The sequence below is a fragment of the Candidatus Competibacteraceae bacterium genome, from assembly GCA_016699715.1.
Classification (GTDB): Bacteria; Pseudomonadota; Gammaproteobacteria; order Competibacterales; family Competibacteraceae; genus Competibacter.
In genome coordinates this window covers 2,421,645-2,438,040 of sequence record CP065007.1, presented here as the reverse complement: position 1 = coordinate 2,438,040, position 16,396 = coordinate 2,421,645, and the positions used below count along the sequence as shown (strand labels likewise).

The 16,396-nt window shown below is 55.7% G+C and carries 11 protein-coding genes and 1 pseudogene; 3 read left to right on the top strand and 9 right to left on the bottom strand.

What is annotated here, in order from left to right; translation table 11 throughout:
* Positions 1-122 precede the first annotated feature (122 nt).
* The 8 genes and pseudogenes from IPM89_10930 to IPM89_10895 all read right to left on the bottom strand — a co-directional run bounded on the left by IPM89_10930 (position 123) and on the right by IPM89_10895 (position 12,526).
* Positions 123-5,321, bottom strand: coding sequence for a hypothetical protein (locus tag IPM89_10930; protein ID QQS53400.1), 5,199 nt, complete (start codon positions 5,319-5,321; stop codon positions 123-125).
* Between the two features lie 39 nt (positions 5,322-5,360).
* Positions 5,361-6,041, bottom strand: coding sequence for a hypothetical protein (locus IPM89_10925; protein QQS53399.1), 681 nt, complete (start codon positions 6,039-6,041; stop codon positions 5,361-5,363).
* 17 nt (positions 6,042-6,058) lie between these two features.
* A complete protein-coding gene (locus tag IPM89_10920) occupies positions 6,059-6,775 on the bottom strand; it encodes a PilW family protein (GenBank protein ID QQS55885.1) in 717 nt (238 codons plus the stop codon).
* Positions 6,776-6,807: 32 nt separating this feature from the next.
* Complete coding sequence (gene pilV / locus IPM89_10915) at positions 6,808-7,350, bottom strand: type IV pilus modification protein PilV (GenBank protein ID QQS53398.1); 543 nt, start codon at positions 7,348-7,350, stop codon at positions 6,808-6,810.
* Positions 7,347-7,874, bottom strand: a complete 528-nt coding sequence (locus IPM89_10910; protein ID QQS53397.1) for a GspH/FimT family pseudopilin — start codon at positions 7,872-7,874, stop codon at positions 7,347-7,349. The genes pilV and IPM89_10910 overlap by 4 nt, the downstream gene beginning before the upstream one ends.
* A gap of 242 nt (positions 7,875-8,116) precedes the next feature.
* Positions 8,117-8,862 (bottom strand): annotated as a pseudogene (locus IPM89_10905) (IS1 family transposase).
* Positions 8,863-9,519: 657 nt separating this feature from the next.
* On the bottom strand, positions 9,520-11,412 hold the full coding sequence (locus IPM89_10900) for a propionate--CoA ligase (protein ID QQS53396.1): 1,893 nt from the start codon (positions 11,410-11,412) through the stop codon (positions 9,520-9,522).
* A 127-nt stretch (positions 11,413-11,539) separates the two neighbouring features.
* Positions 11,540-12,526: a malate dehydrogenase gene (locus IPM89_10895; GenBank protein ID QQS53395.1), complete on the bottom strand. Its 987-nt coding sequence runs from the start codon at positions 12,524-12,526 to the stop codon at positions 11,540-11,542.
* A 449-nt stretch (positions 12,527-12,975) separates the two neighbouring features.
* Here IPM89_10895 and cysZ point away from each other — a divergent pair, with 449 nt between their 5' ends.
* Positions 12,976-13,704 (top strand): sulfate transporter CysZ, encoded by a 729-nt coding sequence (cysZ, locus tag IPM89_10890; protein ID QQS53394.1) that lies wholly within the window; start codon positions 12,976-12,978, stop codon positions 13,702-13,704.
* A gap of 58 nt (positions 13,705-13,762) precedes the next feature.
* Positions 13,763-15,064: a lipid IV(A) 3-deoxy-D-manno-octulosonic acid transferase gene (waaA, locus tag IPM89_10885; GenBank protein ID QQS53393.1), complete on the top strand. Its 1,302-nt coding sequence runs from the start codon at positions 13,763-13,765 to the stop codon at positions 15,062-15,064.
* Between the two features lie 78 nt (positions 15,065-15,142).
* Here waaA and IPM89_10880 read toward each other — a convergent pair whose 3' ends face one another.
* A complete protein-coding gene (locus IPM89_10880; GenBank protein QQS53392.1) occupies positions 15,143-15,316 on the bottom strand; it encodes a CopG family transcriptional regulator in 174 nt (57 codons plus the stop codon).
* 37 nt (positions 15,317-15,353) lie between these two features.
* Here IPM89_10880 and IPM89_10875 point away from each other — a divergent pair, with 37 nt between their 5' ends.
* Positions 15,354-16,382, top strand: a complete 1,029-nt coding sequence (locus tag IPM89_10875; GenBank protein ID QQS53391.1) for a transposase — start codon at positions 15,354-15,356, stop codon at positions 16,380-16,382.
* Positions 16,383-16,396 lie beyond the last annotated feature (14 nt).

Below are 16,396 nucleotides of genomic sequence, written 5' to 3'. Positions count from 1 at the left end.
TTTGACGGGTGGAATACCCGTTTCGAACCACCCCGGCGCTGCGCGCCACCCCTCCTTATCCAAGGAGGGGAGATTCCATAACCGGTATGGGAGCGCCATAGTCCATCTTTCAGCCGCTTTCATTATTGAAACTCCAGTTGCCGCCAAGATTGCCGGCCAATCTCGGTGTCCACGATCGCGTAATTCTCCACCGTACCTCCCGAAGTACTGACATAGAGGATGGATTTCTGCTGATCCGGTGCTCTCATCACGTTCGGCGCCGACGCGATACCCACGATGCCCACGCTGCTCGGAGCAAAGCCGGTACTCGATTCGGTGACGGGCGTACTCGCATTGCTGCCCACGCCCAGGAAAGTTGTCGTAACCCGTTGCCCGCTTACTGCGTTCAATATATTCAGCCAGCTATTACCGCCGTACTGGCAGGGATCGGCATCCGGCAGAATGCTGGTGAATGCCACGCGGCTGCCGATAATCAGCGGATCGCCAACCACCCGCTCGCCCGCCAGCTTCAGGTCAAGATACCAGCCGCGCCGTTGGGCCTTTGCTGGATCGCCGCACAGTTTGGCATTGGAATCAGCGCTGTATTCCACGCATATGGCGCTGGTTACTCGAAAGTTTCTACCGCTGCTGTCGCTGAGAGTGCCCGCGGAAGTCACGGTGGTATTATTGGAATCCACCACCTGACAGGTCGGATCGACCGGATTCCCCGGACAATAAACCTGTGCTTGCAAGTCGGCGCGAGTAAAACAAGCCGTGGTGGAGCCCGCCGCACACGCACTGCCGTCCACATCGTCCCAAACGCCATAAAACGTCTGTTGGTCGGTATTGAGCACGTCGGTGGTGCCCAAGTAACGCCCCGTGCCGAACACCACCATCAAGGACGTTTTCAGATCCGTGGCTAAGGTGGGCTGCCGCGTCACTTGAGGAGCAGCCGTGATCGGCTGTGGGTTACCGTTGGCGTCCCTAGCGACAAATAGTTTGGTATAGGTCCAATTGCTGGGAGTGGGGTCGCGGATATCGAACCGCCACAGGTTACCTTCCAAGTCGCCCGCATAGATAAAGTCGGCCGTATCGTCGCCGTCGCTATCAACGACGCTGGGCGTGGATAGCCCTTTCCCCTCACCCACATCGATCTTCCTAATAATCGCCCCGGTTTGGACGTTCACCACATAGAGGACAGCGGTAGTGGTTGGCGTTTTGCCCGCGTTATTGCTGTTGTAGCCATTACCGAACACCGCGATCCAGGGATTGTTATCTGCATTATCGTCACCGTCACTTCGCCGCGCCAGCGAAGGTTGGCTGAAGGACAACCCCAAATCATCATCCGCGAATTCCCACAACACCACGCTGGCGGCATTAGTTTCGGTCAGCGAACCGGCATTCGTTACCGTACCACTGCTGTTGACGGTACCCGCCGCAGTGACGTCCAAGGCGAAATAGCTAACACCGCCGCTGCGCAACCCGCCGACCAGCACCGTATGCCAGTTCCCGTCGCTGAACTGCACGTCGATTACGGTCGGTGAAGCATCCACATAGAACTGGTGCAAGTTTTTATACGTCAGCTCCGTTAGGGCGCTCAGCTTGTTAAAGATCGCGCTGGGCACATAGGCAAATACTTCCTGCCCGGAGTTGGCGTCAAAGCCGTGCAGCATGCCGTCGTTGGCCCCGATGTACACCATGGGCCGGCGGTTCTGATACGTGTTGGAAAAGGTCTGGTAGTCCCCAAAAGAATAGCCGGCGGACGGGGCAGCCACGTAGAACGGGCTGGAGTTGACGATATCCCCCAGCACATTGCGAATGGTGCCATCAGCCCGCTTGCGATATTGCTTGCCCGCCGGATCTTCGTTAGTCGCATCGCCGCGCAGATAATCAAGGCGCGCTTGACCGTCGCCGTTGTTGCCGCTGCCTTTCAGCGCGGCGACTTGCGCTTGATCCAGCGCCGTCGAACCGGTCTGCGTGTTGGGATCGCTCGGGATGGAACTTGGCCACCGGAAGGGAATGCCAGCCTTTGTGGAAGGTTTGATGGTCAGGATTTGGCGGCCGGTGTTGAAGTTCTGCCCTCTCAATTGAGCTTGAGCCGTCCAGATCTCCAGTGGTGCTCCCGTCGTCGGATTGGCCTCCACCGCTCCAGTGTCCGGATTAACGGACAGCGCCCGCAATTCACCAGTCCAGTCGCCGCTATTAAAGCGAGCCTGGAAAAGCCGGCTACCGGCGATCAGCGAGCTGGAATTGGCCGCTACCGCCGCCGCAGAACTGGTGCGCCTGACGATTTCCTCAAAGGTTTCACTTAACTGCTGCTTGAGCTTGCCTGCGTTGGTCACTAGGAAGTAGTTATCGGGTTTACCGTCGCCATCCCGATCCCATTCGCCCTGTTTGTCTGGCAGGTTATTAGCGTCGTCGGTGTTTTCGATGAAACCGCCCCACTTGGCCGCATACCATAGTGGGTCGTGCTTGATGAAGGAAGCGGTGGATGTCTCCAGTGTGCTTGATGGTGAGAAAGTCCGACTCGACTGTGTTGGTAACGCAACTCCGTCATTCCAAGTGCCGCTTCCAGAGTCTGGAGCGGGCGGCGTACCCTGAAAGCCGGGAGGGGTATCCAGGAAATAATCCACATCGCTGCTGGGACTTCCTGTATTAGTAGTTAATCGATTCCAATCGCGGACTTCCAAGTACACGCCATCTGTGGTAGTACCCGAGATCACATAACCCATGTGATGGAGAATACCGCCTGCCTCATAATCGGAACTGAGGTCAATGATCAATTGATTGGAATCATCGACCGTGAATGTATAGGTCACAATAGCATCCATGTCATGATCGGAACCATATTCAGAATCTTCATAATTGATTCTGAACTTGATATAAGGTCGTCCTTCATTGATATCATCATCATGGTTGCCAGTTCCGGTATTGGCAATAGTTTCAATGAAGAAATCGACAATGGTATTGGTCGGCTGAAACTGTCCTTTCGTCGCATTGATGCCACTACCACCCACTGATTTTGCAAAAGGCACGACCGTGATTACTTTCCCATCGGCCATCGGAATATTGATGGTGGGTAACGGTGAAGACAAGGACACGCCGAAAACATCGGTCTTAACAATATGGGCGCTGGCTAAACCGGCAACGCTGATTTGCCGGATTCCAGTGGTTTTGCCGAAATAGCCCAAGGCAGCCGCGTAATAGCCACCTTGCCGGGTTGGTTCTTCCGGCGCCAATCCACGAATGTTGCCGAAACTGCTGACATCCTTGGGCGTTGGGGCGGTGTCATAAGTGCTACCAGACTGGCCGATGAAGATCTTCTTCGTACCGCCTTCCTCGTTGTCCCAAATAGTCTGACCGAGACTGGCAACATTCAGGGTTCCGATATCACTGCTGATGCCGCCGCCAAAGTTCGAGTCAACTCCAGGCAATTGATCGGTGTCAAAAGAAGGAAGATCCGCGATCACCACTTCGAACGGTCTGGAGCAGTATGGATAACCGCCATTGGCTTCGGAGCGATAAGGGTCGGACCAAGCTGGTTTGGGTAGATTGAGCTTATCCGCAGTGACAAAACTGCTGAACTCATTTGTAAAATCGTAAGCGGAGAGTGGTCCGGTCTTGCCCGCAAAGTAGCGCATGCTTTCGTACATCATCTCAGCGACGGGATTACCCCACATGGCACAGCGCCCCTCCTGCATGGACGCCACCATGGGTACCCCGCAACCCCCGTCGTTGTAGGCGTAGCTGCCTTGAAAACCAACGATCCGCATTTTGCTGATTGTATCCACGATGCTACCCGCGCTGGCCGGTACTATGAACTGCCCCGTATTGGCATTGATTTCATTCTTGAAGGATGAAACATTTTTGCGAAGCACACCACCTGACATATGCTTCTTAAAAGAACCTGTCAATAAACCGAAAGCCATGCGATCGGTTTCACCATAATCATGCAATAGGCCAGTTGGCTTATAGACTGTGGGAGCATTCTCCGGATAGCCTTTACACTCGGATTCCAGCAAACCGCTAACGCAGGCCTTCACTCGGACGGTGTAATCCGTCCTGGCTGAAGTGGGGACTGTACGTTGCCACCTTAAATAGTAATTATCGCCCCCACTATTTTCTTCATGCCGGAACCGCAGAGTATGCGCACCGGCAGATAAGGAAATTGAACCGGAGTGGTCATTGCAGTTGCAATTGCCATGACCACCATACCAGGAAGCTACAGTAGTGCCATCAATTTGCAGGTCAACGGCATCGTCTCCATCGACTGAAAACGTGTATGTTCCAGCAGTAGCAATATTAATTTGTCCGGTAAATACGTTAATGTAATTGTCATTATTGCAGCCATTAACACCGTCGAAGGGGTTGCCACTACCATTGATGGTGGAAACCGACCGGGAACCACATAAATTGGCGGTGATGGCGTTGGTAAGCACCAAACTATCAAATTGGCTGCTATTTGTTGGATAGGGATTTCCAGTACTGCTATTTCGGGTGGTAACTTTATGCACGGTCTGGGTTAGCGTGAGAATTGTATCCGGCACAAATTCCCATAATGTACCTCCAGCAGTCGCACAAATCGGCCCACTTCCACCATCAAGGCACTTATCCCCGGCCACGGGACGTTCGATCGCTACCCATTCCCAAATTCGATATTTGCTGTTTGTGAGTACTCGCAGCAACGGCAGTTGGTTGGTGTCATTCTGCAATGTGGTGTTGGCAAATAGATGACGGGTGTCCGCTGCCGGCAAGTCGAGCGGAGTATAGTCCCGAATATCGTATCCATCATGGGAAATGCTGACGTACTCCTTGCCCCAGCTATGGGCATCCTGAGGGATGCGCGAGCGTTCGAGAATGGTTTCCGTCGCGCTATCGGTCGATCGATACCCACCATAAAGCACCCGGCGCAGGGCATCCACCCTGGAAGTGGTCAAATAGTTTAGAAAATCACCACTCCAAGCCCCCGAGCACTTTTTGCTGCTCGTGACGACAGTCGGGGTAAACACTCCATTGTTATTGTTATAGCTATAGCACTTGTATGAGTCAAAATAACCGAAGTAATTGAGCGGTTGGTTATCTTGAGTTAGATCCGGTTTGTAACCGACATCAATCTGACCATCCTGGTTCAGGTCGGAAGCATCGTTATAGGCTTCATAATAAAGCTTGTGATCGCGCCCCATGACCAGCATGGCGAGAGGAACACCATTGCCACCCAGAAAGAGTGGTAGATTGGAAATATCCTCTTCAGCATGGGCTTGTGGCAGGAATGATGCGAGCATCAAACCGGCTAATAGGCTTCCAAACCAACGCCACGGACTGGCAATTCGTCTGTTACTCATGGGTTTCTCCTCAATTTAATTCGTGAATCTCTAAAGGATTCATTTTCCATAAACCGATTGCAGCATAACGCGGGCGATGGGTAATGGAGTTGCATCGTCGGTCGTTGCGATTCCATAACCCTGGGTTGTCGTTCGATAATAGTTGGTCAATGCCGTGGGATTTCTACCGATCACCAAAGAACCAAGGCCACCCAAGTACTCAACAATGTATCGGGGTTGCCTGGAAACGGATGGCAATGATTGAGGTGAAATACCTCCTATCTCAGTATCTTGACCATAAACCCGATAAGGTAATGCGCCATTGATGTTGTCGGCAGCTACCGCATTCCAATTAAATTCAATGTCATTAACATCATCAATGTATAGCCATTTTGGTTTATTCGGCGCTGTATTGGGTATACACAAACCATCGAACTCTCTACTCGTATTACCAATATTGCAGTCATTGGCAAAATCATTCTTCGCATAATCCGCAGGACGAAGTTTTTGTTTCGTAACAGGATCTTTATTGCTTACATCCTGCTCTCCATCAATCAATCCCACCTCTGCTGCCTGAAAAGCATTATTATAGTCACGAGTATTACCAGCCATCCGTTCTTCCATGATCGTGGTTCTCATTCCAGCCGTGCCAAGAATCAACATTAATAATAAGATTGTCAGGCCAATAATCAAGGCACTGCCCGTCTGGTATTTTTTAAGTACAAATTGCTTATTGATCATGTGAATATCCTGCAAATTCAGTTGCGCAGCGCAACGGTAGTCGTAAACACGCGACGCAAGCGCCGATCAGTCGGGGTGGTTGTCACGCCATTGATCGTGTAAGGTTGAGGAGCCTCAGCCAAATTATTTTCAGCAGTTCTTAACAAGAGGCTAATCCGCACACTAAAAACATCTTCCCATTTTTGTACATTCGTTGCTGGCACATAAGCAAGATTGCCACCTTTCCTTTCACCGTAAAGAATCTGCATATCTTCCACGTTTTCCAAGATCGGTTGGGTTTGCGCTGCTGCCCCTGCTGGTGTAACAACTTGACAGTAAAGATTAACGATACCTTGAGCATCAGTATTGATGCTCAAGGTATCAATAGAGATCGCTGGCGAAGTTATTGTTTGATTAAGACAATTTTTCACTACACCTTGACCGCTATTTTCACCCTCGAATCGGGCAATTACCTTATCACTGTTATTATACCCATCATTATTGGTGCCCCCAATCATATCAACATTAAACTTCTGCTTAAAAGATTCACCGTTCAATATGGTGGTTCTAGAACGATAACCCGTTTGTCGAACAACACGATTGATATACTCAATTCCAAATCGACCGTTTTCTTGAATACGAGATAAATTTTCCTGAATCCTTGACGATTGCCGGGTAGCGACGAACATCTGTAATAATCCCGCCAATAAGAACAGGCTGATTACAAGGGCAACCATGATTTCAATCAAGGTCATTCCATGTTGGCGATACTTTAGATTCAAGGTATTCATGGGCGGAAACTCGTGGCAAAAAGTTGCTGTGTGCCGGCCGCTTGATCATCAGTCCACCAAATCTTGATCGCGTAGGTTGCCGTTGCAGGATTTCCTCCTCCCACATTATCACAAGCCGGATCAGTGAGATCGCCATCCTCGGGAGTACTATCGACACAAACCACCCCTACGCCTCCTGGTAATACATCGACAATGGCCTGATTCCATCTGAACAGATCATGTGCCGCCATGGATGCCGTACTACAACCATTAACTGTTTCGCAATTGGTATCTTCAGTACCTGCCGATCCAGCTTGGGTAGGCTGGTTATAATCACCTACCCCATTCTTATTAGCCCTCATGCGATCAATTATGTCATAAGATTGAATTGTCGCTTGAGTACGTAAATAAGAGCTATGGCCTGTACGCAATCCAATCACCTGCAAGCCCGCTAAACTGAGCAGGCCCACCGACAACACCACCGTCGCGACCAAAACTTCGAGCAGAGTAAATCCACCGTCATGGTGGAATCGTTGAAAATTACTGAAGCCCTTATTCATGGACAAGTATCCCCCGCTTCTTTTTCCCTGACTCTGACCCGTCCGGTTATGCTAATAACAATAAAACGGGCCTGATCAACCCCTCGGCTGTCACAAAGGTTGAAAGTTCCCATTCCAGAGCTAACGCCATTAGGTAGATAGGCTATCGACTGTGTGAATGTTCCGCCGCTACGCATGGTAAAATTATTGGGGATGGTGCCATAGATCTTAATTTCCTCGCCCGCATCGAGTGCGCTATTGCCGTTTTGATCGACCCAAACGATCCAGCCATTCTCCCAAACACTCGTGGAATCGGCAGCACAGGTGGCATCATCCAGCCTGCGACAGATCGTGACTCTAATACCACGTTTGATCGCCTCGGAACGGGCAATATTGAGAACACCAACAAACTCGTTCAGTTGAGCGGTACGGGAATTGTTGAGAATCGCTGTCCGAAACGAAGGTATGCCGATCGTCATGATAATCGCCGCCAAGGCAACCGTGAAAATCAGTTCGAGGAGGGTAAACCCTGATTTTTTGTTCATGGTCTATGGGACTCTTTTGACGTTGTTTAACTATAGGTCTAGTTGAGGCCAACCGTATGGAGCACCGGGACGAGTGGTCCGATTTTCGCGACGAACGGAAGCCATCCCATGCAGTTGCAAGTCATTCAACTTTGAAATATGTTAAGCACTTAGCCAGACTAGACCAGGTGAGTTACATGCAAACCGTGAATATGCTTCAGGCGAAATCCAACTTATCCCGGGTAGTGTTCTAAATTTGGATATCACACTAAAATACCAAATTCGTACCGATTAACGAAGAGGCCGATGACGATATCATGCATTTTATCCAGTTTGGAAAAACAGATCGTTTTTCGAGCCAATCGCTTAATGCGGGTCCGTAAAGTTAAATGTTTCCGTTCGATCTTCTGGGTACCGCTTTTACCGATCACCCGTTGATCAGCGGGGAGGTGACGTTCGTAGGCACCCCAATCATCCGTGTAAAATTGCGTGATGCCAAACGGCTCCAGGAGGGCTTTTAAGGCCAAGAACGAGGGGTCTTTTCGGTCACCGAAGACATAGGCGAGCACTTCGCCGGTCGCATGGTCGATGGCATGCCATAACCAGCGCTGGTTTTCCTTGTTGCGAACATCACTCCACATTTCGTCCAGTTTGGCATCTTCAATGCGTTGAATATTAACAAGGATATGCTTTGGATTCAGCCGTTCCAGGACGGCGTGATTGACCGATTCGAGACTGGGTTCTTTTTTTTTAATTCGCTGATCACCGTGCTCGGACTGATGTGGAGGACCCGCGCTGTATCCCGAATGCCGCTACCGTTTAACGCCATCTCGACAATCTGTTTTTTAATAGTCGGTACCCGACCGAGATCGTCATAATCCAAAATAAAAGTTTGAGCGGAACAATCTGGATTCTGACATAGATAACGCTGTTTTTCGTTCGCGGTTTGGCCGCGTTTAACCACATGATCTCGACCACAATGTGGACAACAAACCGGTGCTAAAACCATAATTTTTTTCTCCCAATGCGCTGTGATTGCATCACATCAATGATCACTATTGATTCATAAAATTCAGTGATTGATGATACAATATCCAAATTTAGAACACTACCCTCTTTTAAATAACAGCAATCAGCCTTCATGCCCGCCACGCCGCGCGCCGACGTGAAATAGCTGAAGGAACCCTCATCGATACCTAATATCGTTTCCCGATAGGCTTTGTTCTTTTCGGAGGCCAATAACCACCCTGTTCGTCATACCCGCGAAAGCGGGTATCCCGTTTTTCAGCGGCGGCCTGGATTCCCGCATTCGCGGGAATGACGAAAACCTATTCAGAATTGGTATAACCGTTGCGGTTGGCCTCAGAGGGCGGTCCGGCACTAATACGATGACTTGAGAAACCGCAACTCAATCAACCGGTTGCTGGATCGAGGATGCCGCGTGCATAGTTGCGCCCGGACGGCATTCGGATCGACCGTCGGCGGGTATTCACGCTGAGGAATGAAGATGGGTATCGGAAGCGCTGTGGCGGTGCCCCAAAATCAGCCGGAGGCATCCGGGGAATCCGATCTTTCCGTATTGGAGGGAGGTGATTTTGCGAGACAAGCGCTCCACTCCCCTAAGAGTGGAGCGCTTGGGTCCAGGGAAAAACGCTAGGTTAGCGGTTTAATGCTGCCCGATCGCCCGGCGCACTTCTTCCAGCGAGTTCGGATCGTCCAGGGTGGACAGATCGCCAGGGTCGCGGCCCTCGGCCAGCGCCTGAATCGACCGCCGCAGCAATTTGCCGGAACGGGTCTTCGGCAACGAGCTGACGAAGTGGATGCTATGTGGCTTGGCCACCGCCCCCAACAGTTCCTGCACCTTGGCGATGATTTCCTTTTGCATCTTCTCGGTGGCGCCCGCCGCGTCAAGTTGCGTTGGGTCCTTCAGCCGGCAGAAGCCGACCGGCACCTGCCCCTTGACCTTATCAGCCACGCCGATCACCGCCACCTCGGCCACTGCCGCATGGGCCTGGATGGCTTCCTCGATTTCGCGGGTGCCCAAGCGATGGCCGGCAACGTTGATCACGTCGTCGGTGCGGCCCAGGATGAAGAAGTAGCCATCCTCATCGCGCACTGCCCAGTCGGAGGATGTGTACAGCGGCGTTTTGAAGCTGGAGAAGTAGCTCTGCACGAAGCGCTTGTCGTCGCCCCACACCGTGCTCAGGCAGCCCGGCGGTAAGGGCGGCTCCACGACCAGCACGCCTTTTTCGCCCCGCGGCACTTCGTCGCCGGTGCCTTCGTCGATCACCCGAATGTCGTAGCCGTACACCGGGAATCCGGGTGAGCCGAAGCGATTGGGCTTGAGATCCACGCCCGGCAGGTAGGACAGCATCGGCCAGCCGGTCTCGGTCTGCCAGTAATGATCGATGACCGGAATCTTCAGCGCGTCGCTGATCCAGCGCGAAGTCGGCTCGTCCAGCGGCTCGCCGGCCAGGAACAGGTAACGCAGGCAGGAGACGTCGTGCTCCGTCATGTACTTCTGATCCTGCGACTTCAGGACGCGCACCGCCGTCGGCGACGAGAACATGGTCCGCACCTGGTATTCGTTGACGATCTTCCACCAGATGCCCGGGTCCGGCCGAATCGGCAACCCCTCGTAGAAGATGGTCGGCGAACCGTTGATCAACGGACCGTAGACGATATAGGAGTGCCCCACCACCCAGCCGATGTCGGAGGTGGCGAACAGCGTCTCGCCTGGGTTGATGTGGTAGATGTGCTTCATGGTCGAGGCCAGCGCCACCGCGTAACCGCCGACATCGCGCTGCACGCCCTTGGGAATACCGGTGGTGCCGGAGGTGTAGAGAATGTAGCTCGGCTCGTTCGACTCCAGCCAGGTGATCGGCACCTCGGCGTCCATGTACTGGGCGCGCAGCGTCGCGTAATCCAGATCGCGGCCTTCGACCAGCGTCAGACCCTTGTCCAGACCCCGGTTGCAGATCACGACTTTTTCCGGCGGGAATTTGGCCAGACTGCAGGACTCATCGACCAGATGCTTGTAGGGCACGGCCTTGCCGCCGCGCATGCCGGCGTCGGAGGTGACCATGACCTTGGGCTTGGCGTCGTCGATACGCACCGCCAGGTTGTAGGCGGCGAAACCGCCGAACACCACCGAATGCACGGCCCCGATCCGGGCGCAGGCCAGGATGGAGAACAAGGCTTCGGCAATCATCGGCATGTAGATGATGACCCGGTCGCCCTTGCCGACACCCAGCGATTGCAGCACGGCGGCGAAGCGGTTCACTTCACGGTACAGCTCGGCGTAGCTGTAGATGACGGTCTCGTTGGTTTCCGTCGAGATGTAGATCAAGGCATTCTGATCGGCGCGATCGGCCAGATGCCGGTCCACCGCGTTGTAGCAGAGGTTGGTTTCGCCACCGACAAACCATTTGCAAAACGGTGGCTTGCTATAGTCCCGGATCTTCTGCGGTGGCTTGTGCCAATGGATCAACTGGGCCTGTTCGCCCCAGAAGCCTTCGGGGTCGTCGATGGACCAGCGGTGGAATTCTTCGTAATTCATAATGTTGGTATCCTCTGCTTTCAGTGGTTTGAAAATGCGGCTTTCATCGCCCTGCAAAGTGTAGTCGCTCGCTAGGAAATTTCCGGTGGCCGGCCTCGCATACCGCGAAACCGGCCCCAGGCGACTTTTATTTGGCCCTGAGCAGGTCTTCGATGCTGGAGCGTTCCTCGCGCAGCTCCTGCTCGGTGGCGGCCATCTTGCCGCGGCTGAACTCATCGATCGGCAAGCCCTGCACGATCTCGTAGTCCCCGTTCTTGCAGACGCAGGGATAGGAGTAAATCACGCCTTCGCCGATGCCGTAGGAGCCATCGGCGGGGACCGCCATGCTGACCCAGTCGCCCTCGGGAGTGCCCAGCGCCCAATCGCGCATGTGATCGATGGCCGAGGAGGCGGCGGAGGCGGCGGAAGAAGCGCCACGGGCCGTGATGATCGCCGCGCCGCGCTGCTGCACGGTGGGGATGAAGGTATCGCGGTACCAGCCCTGATCGACCAGCGAGGTTGCCGCCTGGCCCTTGACGGTGCATTGGCCGATGTCGGGATACTGAGTCGCGGAGTGGTTGCCCCAGATGGTCATCTTCTTGATGTCGTTGACATGGCTACCGGTCTTTTCGGCCAGTTGGCTCAGGGCGCGGTTATGATCCAGCCGGGTCATGGCATGGAACTGGCGCGGACTGAGATCAGGCGCGCTGCTGGCGGCGATCAGGGAGTTGGTATTGGCCGGATTGCCGACCACCAACACCCGCACGTCGCGCGCGGCATGGTCATTCAGCGCCTTGCCTTGCGGTCCGAAGATGGCGCCGTTGGCGGTGAGCAGGTCCTTGCGCTCCATGCCGGGGCCGCGCGGCCGGGCACCGACCAGCATGGCGAAATTGGCGTCGGTGAAAGCGGTCTTCAGGTCGTCGGTGGCAACCACGTTGGCCAGCAGTGGGAAGGCGCAGTCGTTCAGTTCCATCACCACGCCCTGCAAGGCTTGCAGCGCCGGGGTGATTTCCAGCAACTGCAGGATCACCGGCTGATCGGGACCCAGCATGCTGCCCGAAGCAATCCGGAAGGCCATGGCATAACCGATGTTGCCAGCAGCACCGGTGATGACGACGCGGACAGGTTGTTTCATGTTTGTACTCCTTCAGGGGTGGGTAATGACACGAGTGTCGCTTGAAAAGCCCCGAAACCGCGGCGCGGGTCGGGAGTGGAGGGTATCTTTGGTGACCAGGCTGGGATGCGCGCTCGAAGCGCCAGCGGCCGGCGAGAGGGAAACGGGCAAACGGAAATCGACGGGTGCCACCGCCGGGAGGGACGAAAACGCGGGCCTGAACGGCAACCGGCGACCGCCGGTGTTTTCTCGAGCGCTGTGAATTGCCATGCTCCGTGGGGGCGCAATGGCCGCGGGACAACCGGGACGAGTGACCGGATGTGCGAACTGACGGTCGGAACCGCGGCAACAAGTCTTATAATGCGACGCCGCGCGCCTGGGGTGGCGGCGTCTGATTGGAGAGAAATAGTAACGTAGATCGCCGCGCATTGAAACGAATGCCGGCACTTGCCATGAGGGTTTCCAGTACGATGAGTTCTTCCCCGATCAACGGCGCAAGCTACGTATTGACCGGCTTGCGCTGGTTGCCCAAGAGCGGTTTGCGTGGTTTCGTGGCGATTCCGCTGCTGATCAACACCCTTTTGTTCGGCGCCGGCCTCTGGTGGAGTACCGGCCAGCTCGAACGGCTCGACCGAACCGTGACCGGCTGGCTGCCGGACTGGTTGGGCTGGCTGCACTGGCTGTTGTGGCCGCTGTTCGTGCTGACCGCGCTGGTGGTGGTGTTCTATACCTTTTCCGTGGTGGCGAACGTGATCGCCGCGCCGTTCAACGGCCTGCTGGCCGAGCGGGTCGAAAAAATGGCCAACCCGGCGGGCGCCACGCCACCAACGGCCGGATTGACCTGGAAGGAACTGGTGCTGAGCCCGCTGGCGGAGCTGAGCAAGCTGCTGTACTTCATCGGCTGGGCGATTCCCCTGCTGGTGCTGTCGTTCGTGCCGGTGGTCAACGTGGCCGCGCCGGTGCTCTGGGCTTTGTTCAGCGCCTGGATGCTGGCCTTGGAGTATTCCGACTATCCGCTCGGTAACCGCGGTCTATCGTTCCGGGACCAGCGCCGGCTGCTGCGCAAACACTGGCCGCGAACCTTGAGCTTCGGTGGCATGACCCTGGTGCTGACCCTGATCCCGGTGCTGAATTTTCTGGCCATGCCGGCGGCGGTGATCGGCGCGACCCTGATGTGGGTCCGGGAGCCGCCTGAGTGAGGGAACGGGGAGCGGCGGCCAGGGATCACGGAGCGGAGACCGGGAGCGCTCAAGGCTCATGCGCCTGATCTATACCGGTTTGCTCTATCTGATTCTGCCGCTGGCGCTGCTGCGCTTGTACGGGCGCGGCCGCCGGGATGCCGGACATCGCCGGCGCTGGCGCGAGCGGCTGGGTTTCGTCCCGCCGTTGCCGCCCGGCGGCCTGTGGCTTCACGCCGTGTCGGTGGGCGAAACCCGCGCCGCCCTGCCGCTGATTCGCGCGCTGCTGGACCGTTATCCCGATCTGCCGCTGCTGGTGACCACCACCACGCTGACCGGTTCCCGTCAAGTCCGCGAAGCGCTGGGCGAACGCGTGCATCACGTTTACGCGCCCTACGATCTGCCCGGCGCGACCCGACGGTTTTTGCGGCGTGTCCGGCCCAGACTGGCGGTAATCATGGAAACCGAGCTGTGGCCGAACCTGCTGCGACAATGCGCGACGGCCGGCATCCCGGTGCTGCTGGCGAACGCCCGGCTGTCGGAGCGCTCGGCGCGCGGTTACGGCCGGATTCGTGGACTGACCGCCGCCATGCTACGGGACGTGACGCTGATCGCCGCCCAGGCCGATGCCGACGCCGCCCGCTTTCGCGCGCTGGGCGCGCCACGGGTCGAAGTGACCGGCAATCTCAAATACGACTTGGCGCCACCGACCGACCTGCCGGAGCGGGGGCGACAACTGCGACGGGATCTACTGGGGGACCAGCGGCCGGTCTGGATCGCCGCCAGTACCCATGCCGGCGAAGATGAAACGATCCTGGACGCGTTCGTCCGGCTTCGCGTCCGCTGGCCGACATTGCTGCTACTGTTGGTCCCGCGCCACCCGGAACGCTTCGACAGCGTGGCGGCATTGTGCCGGCAGCGGGGATTTTCCGTCGCCCGGCGTAGCGAGCGGAACGTCCACGCGGCGGACAGCGCCGTGTTTCTCGGCGACAGCATGGGAGAATTGTTACTGTTCTACGCCGCCGCCGATCTGGCCTTCGTCGGCGGCAGCCTGGTCGCCACCGGTGGCCACAACGTGCTGGAACCGGCGCTGCTGGGGTTGCCGGTGCTGTTCGGTCCGCACATGTTCAACTTCAGCGAAGCGGGCGAGCGGCTGCTGGCGGCTACAGCGGCTTGGCGGGTAGCGGATGCCGGCGAACTGGCGGCGGCGATTGACCGGTTGCTGGCCGATCCAGAATTCCGTCGGACCACCGGCCAGCGTGGCCGGGCGGTGGTGGAACGCCATCGCGGCGCGCTGGCGGCACTGCTGGGTTTGATCGAGATATTGCTGCTCGAAATGCCGCCGTCTTGCCATTCCTCCCTTGGGGGCGAGGCGGACTGACGGGGTTCGGCGGAACGTCGAGGGAGTTGGCGCGAAGTGCTGGTTTTACCCTGGATTTTGCGCGAAAGGCCCCGTTCTTCAGGGCGGGGATGCAGAACGCGGCGAACGAAGTTCGCCTTCTTTCTGGTCGGCATAATCGGCCAATACCTTTTGGACCAGATTGGAAAGTGTCCGCTGATCGTGCGCGGCCAGCTTGCGAAGACGCTCCTTCAGTTCCTCGTTAATTTTGATGTGCAAAATTGTGTTTGGCATGTTGCTCTTCCAGGCATGGAGAGTTATTGTTAGCAACATGATAAAGACTTTTCAGTACCGAATAAAGGATTCCGGTTGTACCGCCGAACTCACGGCCTTGGCGCGGTCGTGCAATCAGGTGTGGAACTTCTGCAACGAAACCCAAGAGCACGCCTTGCGCTGGGATCAACGCTGGCCGACATATCAAGATTTGTGCAAGCTGACCACGGGCAGCAGCAAGGAACTGGGCTTGCATTCGCAAACGGTGCAGGCCGTGTGCGAGCAGTATGCGACCCGCCGCCAGCAGTTCAAGAAGCGCAAGCTGCGCTGGCGCGGGAAACGGTCGCCGGGCTGGGTTCCGTTCAAGGCATCCGGGATCAAGGTCGTGGACGATACCGTGCGCTACGCGGGGCAAGCATTCCGGTTTTGGAACAGCCGGGGCCTACCCGGACCGATCAAGTGTGGGAGCTTTAGCCAAGACGCCCGTAAGCGGTGGTACGTCCATTTCGTTTGCGAAGTCCCGGACGAACAGCCGACCGTTGGAACCAAGCAAGTCGGCATCGACTCGGGATTGAAAATGCTGGCGACCTGCTCCGACGGTTCCAGGATCGAAGCGCCACGCTGGTATCGCAATCAGCAAAAGCGGTTGGCCGAATTTCAGCGCAAGCGAAAGCCGCGCAAGGTGCGGAACCTGCACGCCAGGATAGCCCACCGGCGCAAGGATTTTTTGCATCAGGAATCGACAAGGCTGATCAACGACTGCGAGTTGATCGTTGTCGGCGACGTGTCCAGTTTCAAGCTGACAAAAACGAACATGGCGAAATCGGTGAATGACGCCGGATGGGCCATGTTCCGCCACCTTCTTGAATACAAAGCGATGGCGCGGAAGGTGGTGTACTTAGAGGTGTCGGAACACCTCTCAACCCAGACCTGTTCCTGTTGTGGTTCGATAGGCGGCCCAAAAGGTCGAAAGGGTCTTGGGGTCAGAGAATGGGTGTGCGGCGAATGCCATGCGGTCCATGATCGCGATGTGAACGCCGCACTGAACATTCTCCGTATGGGGCATCATACGCTGGCTCTGAAGTGAGTCAGGAATCCCCG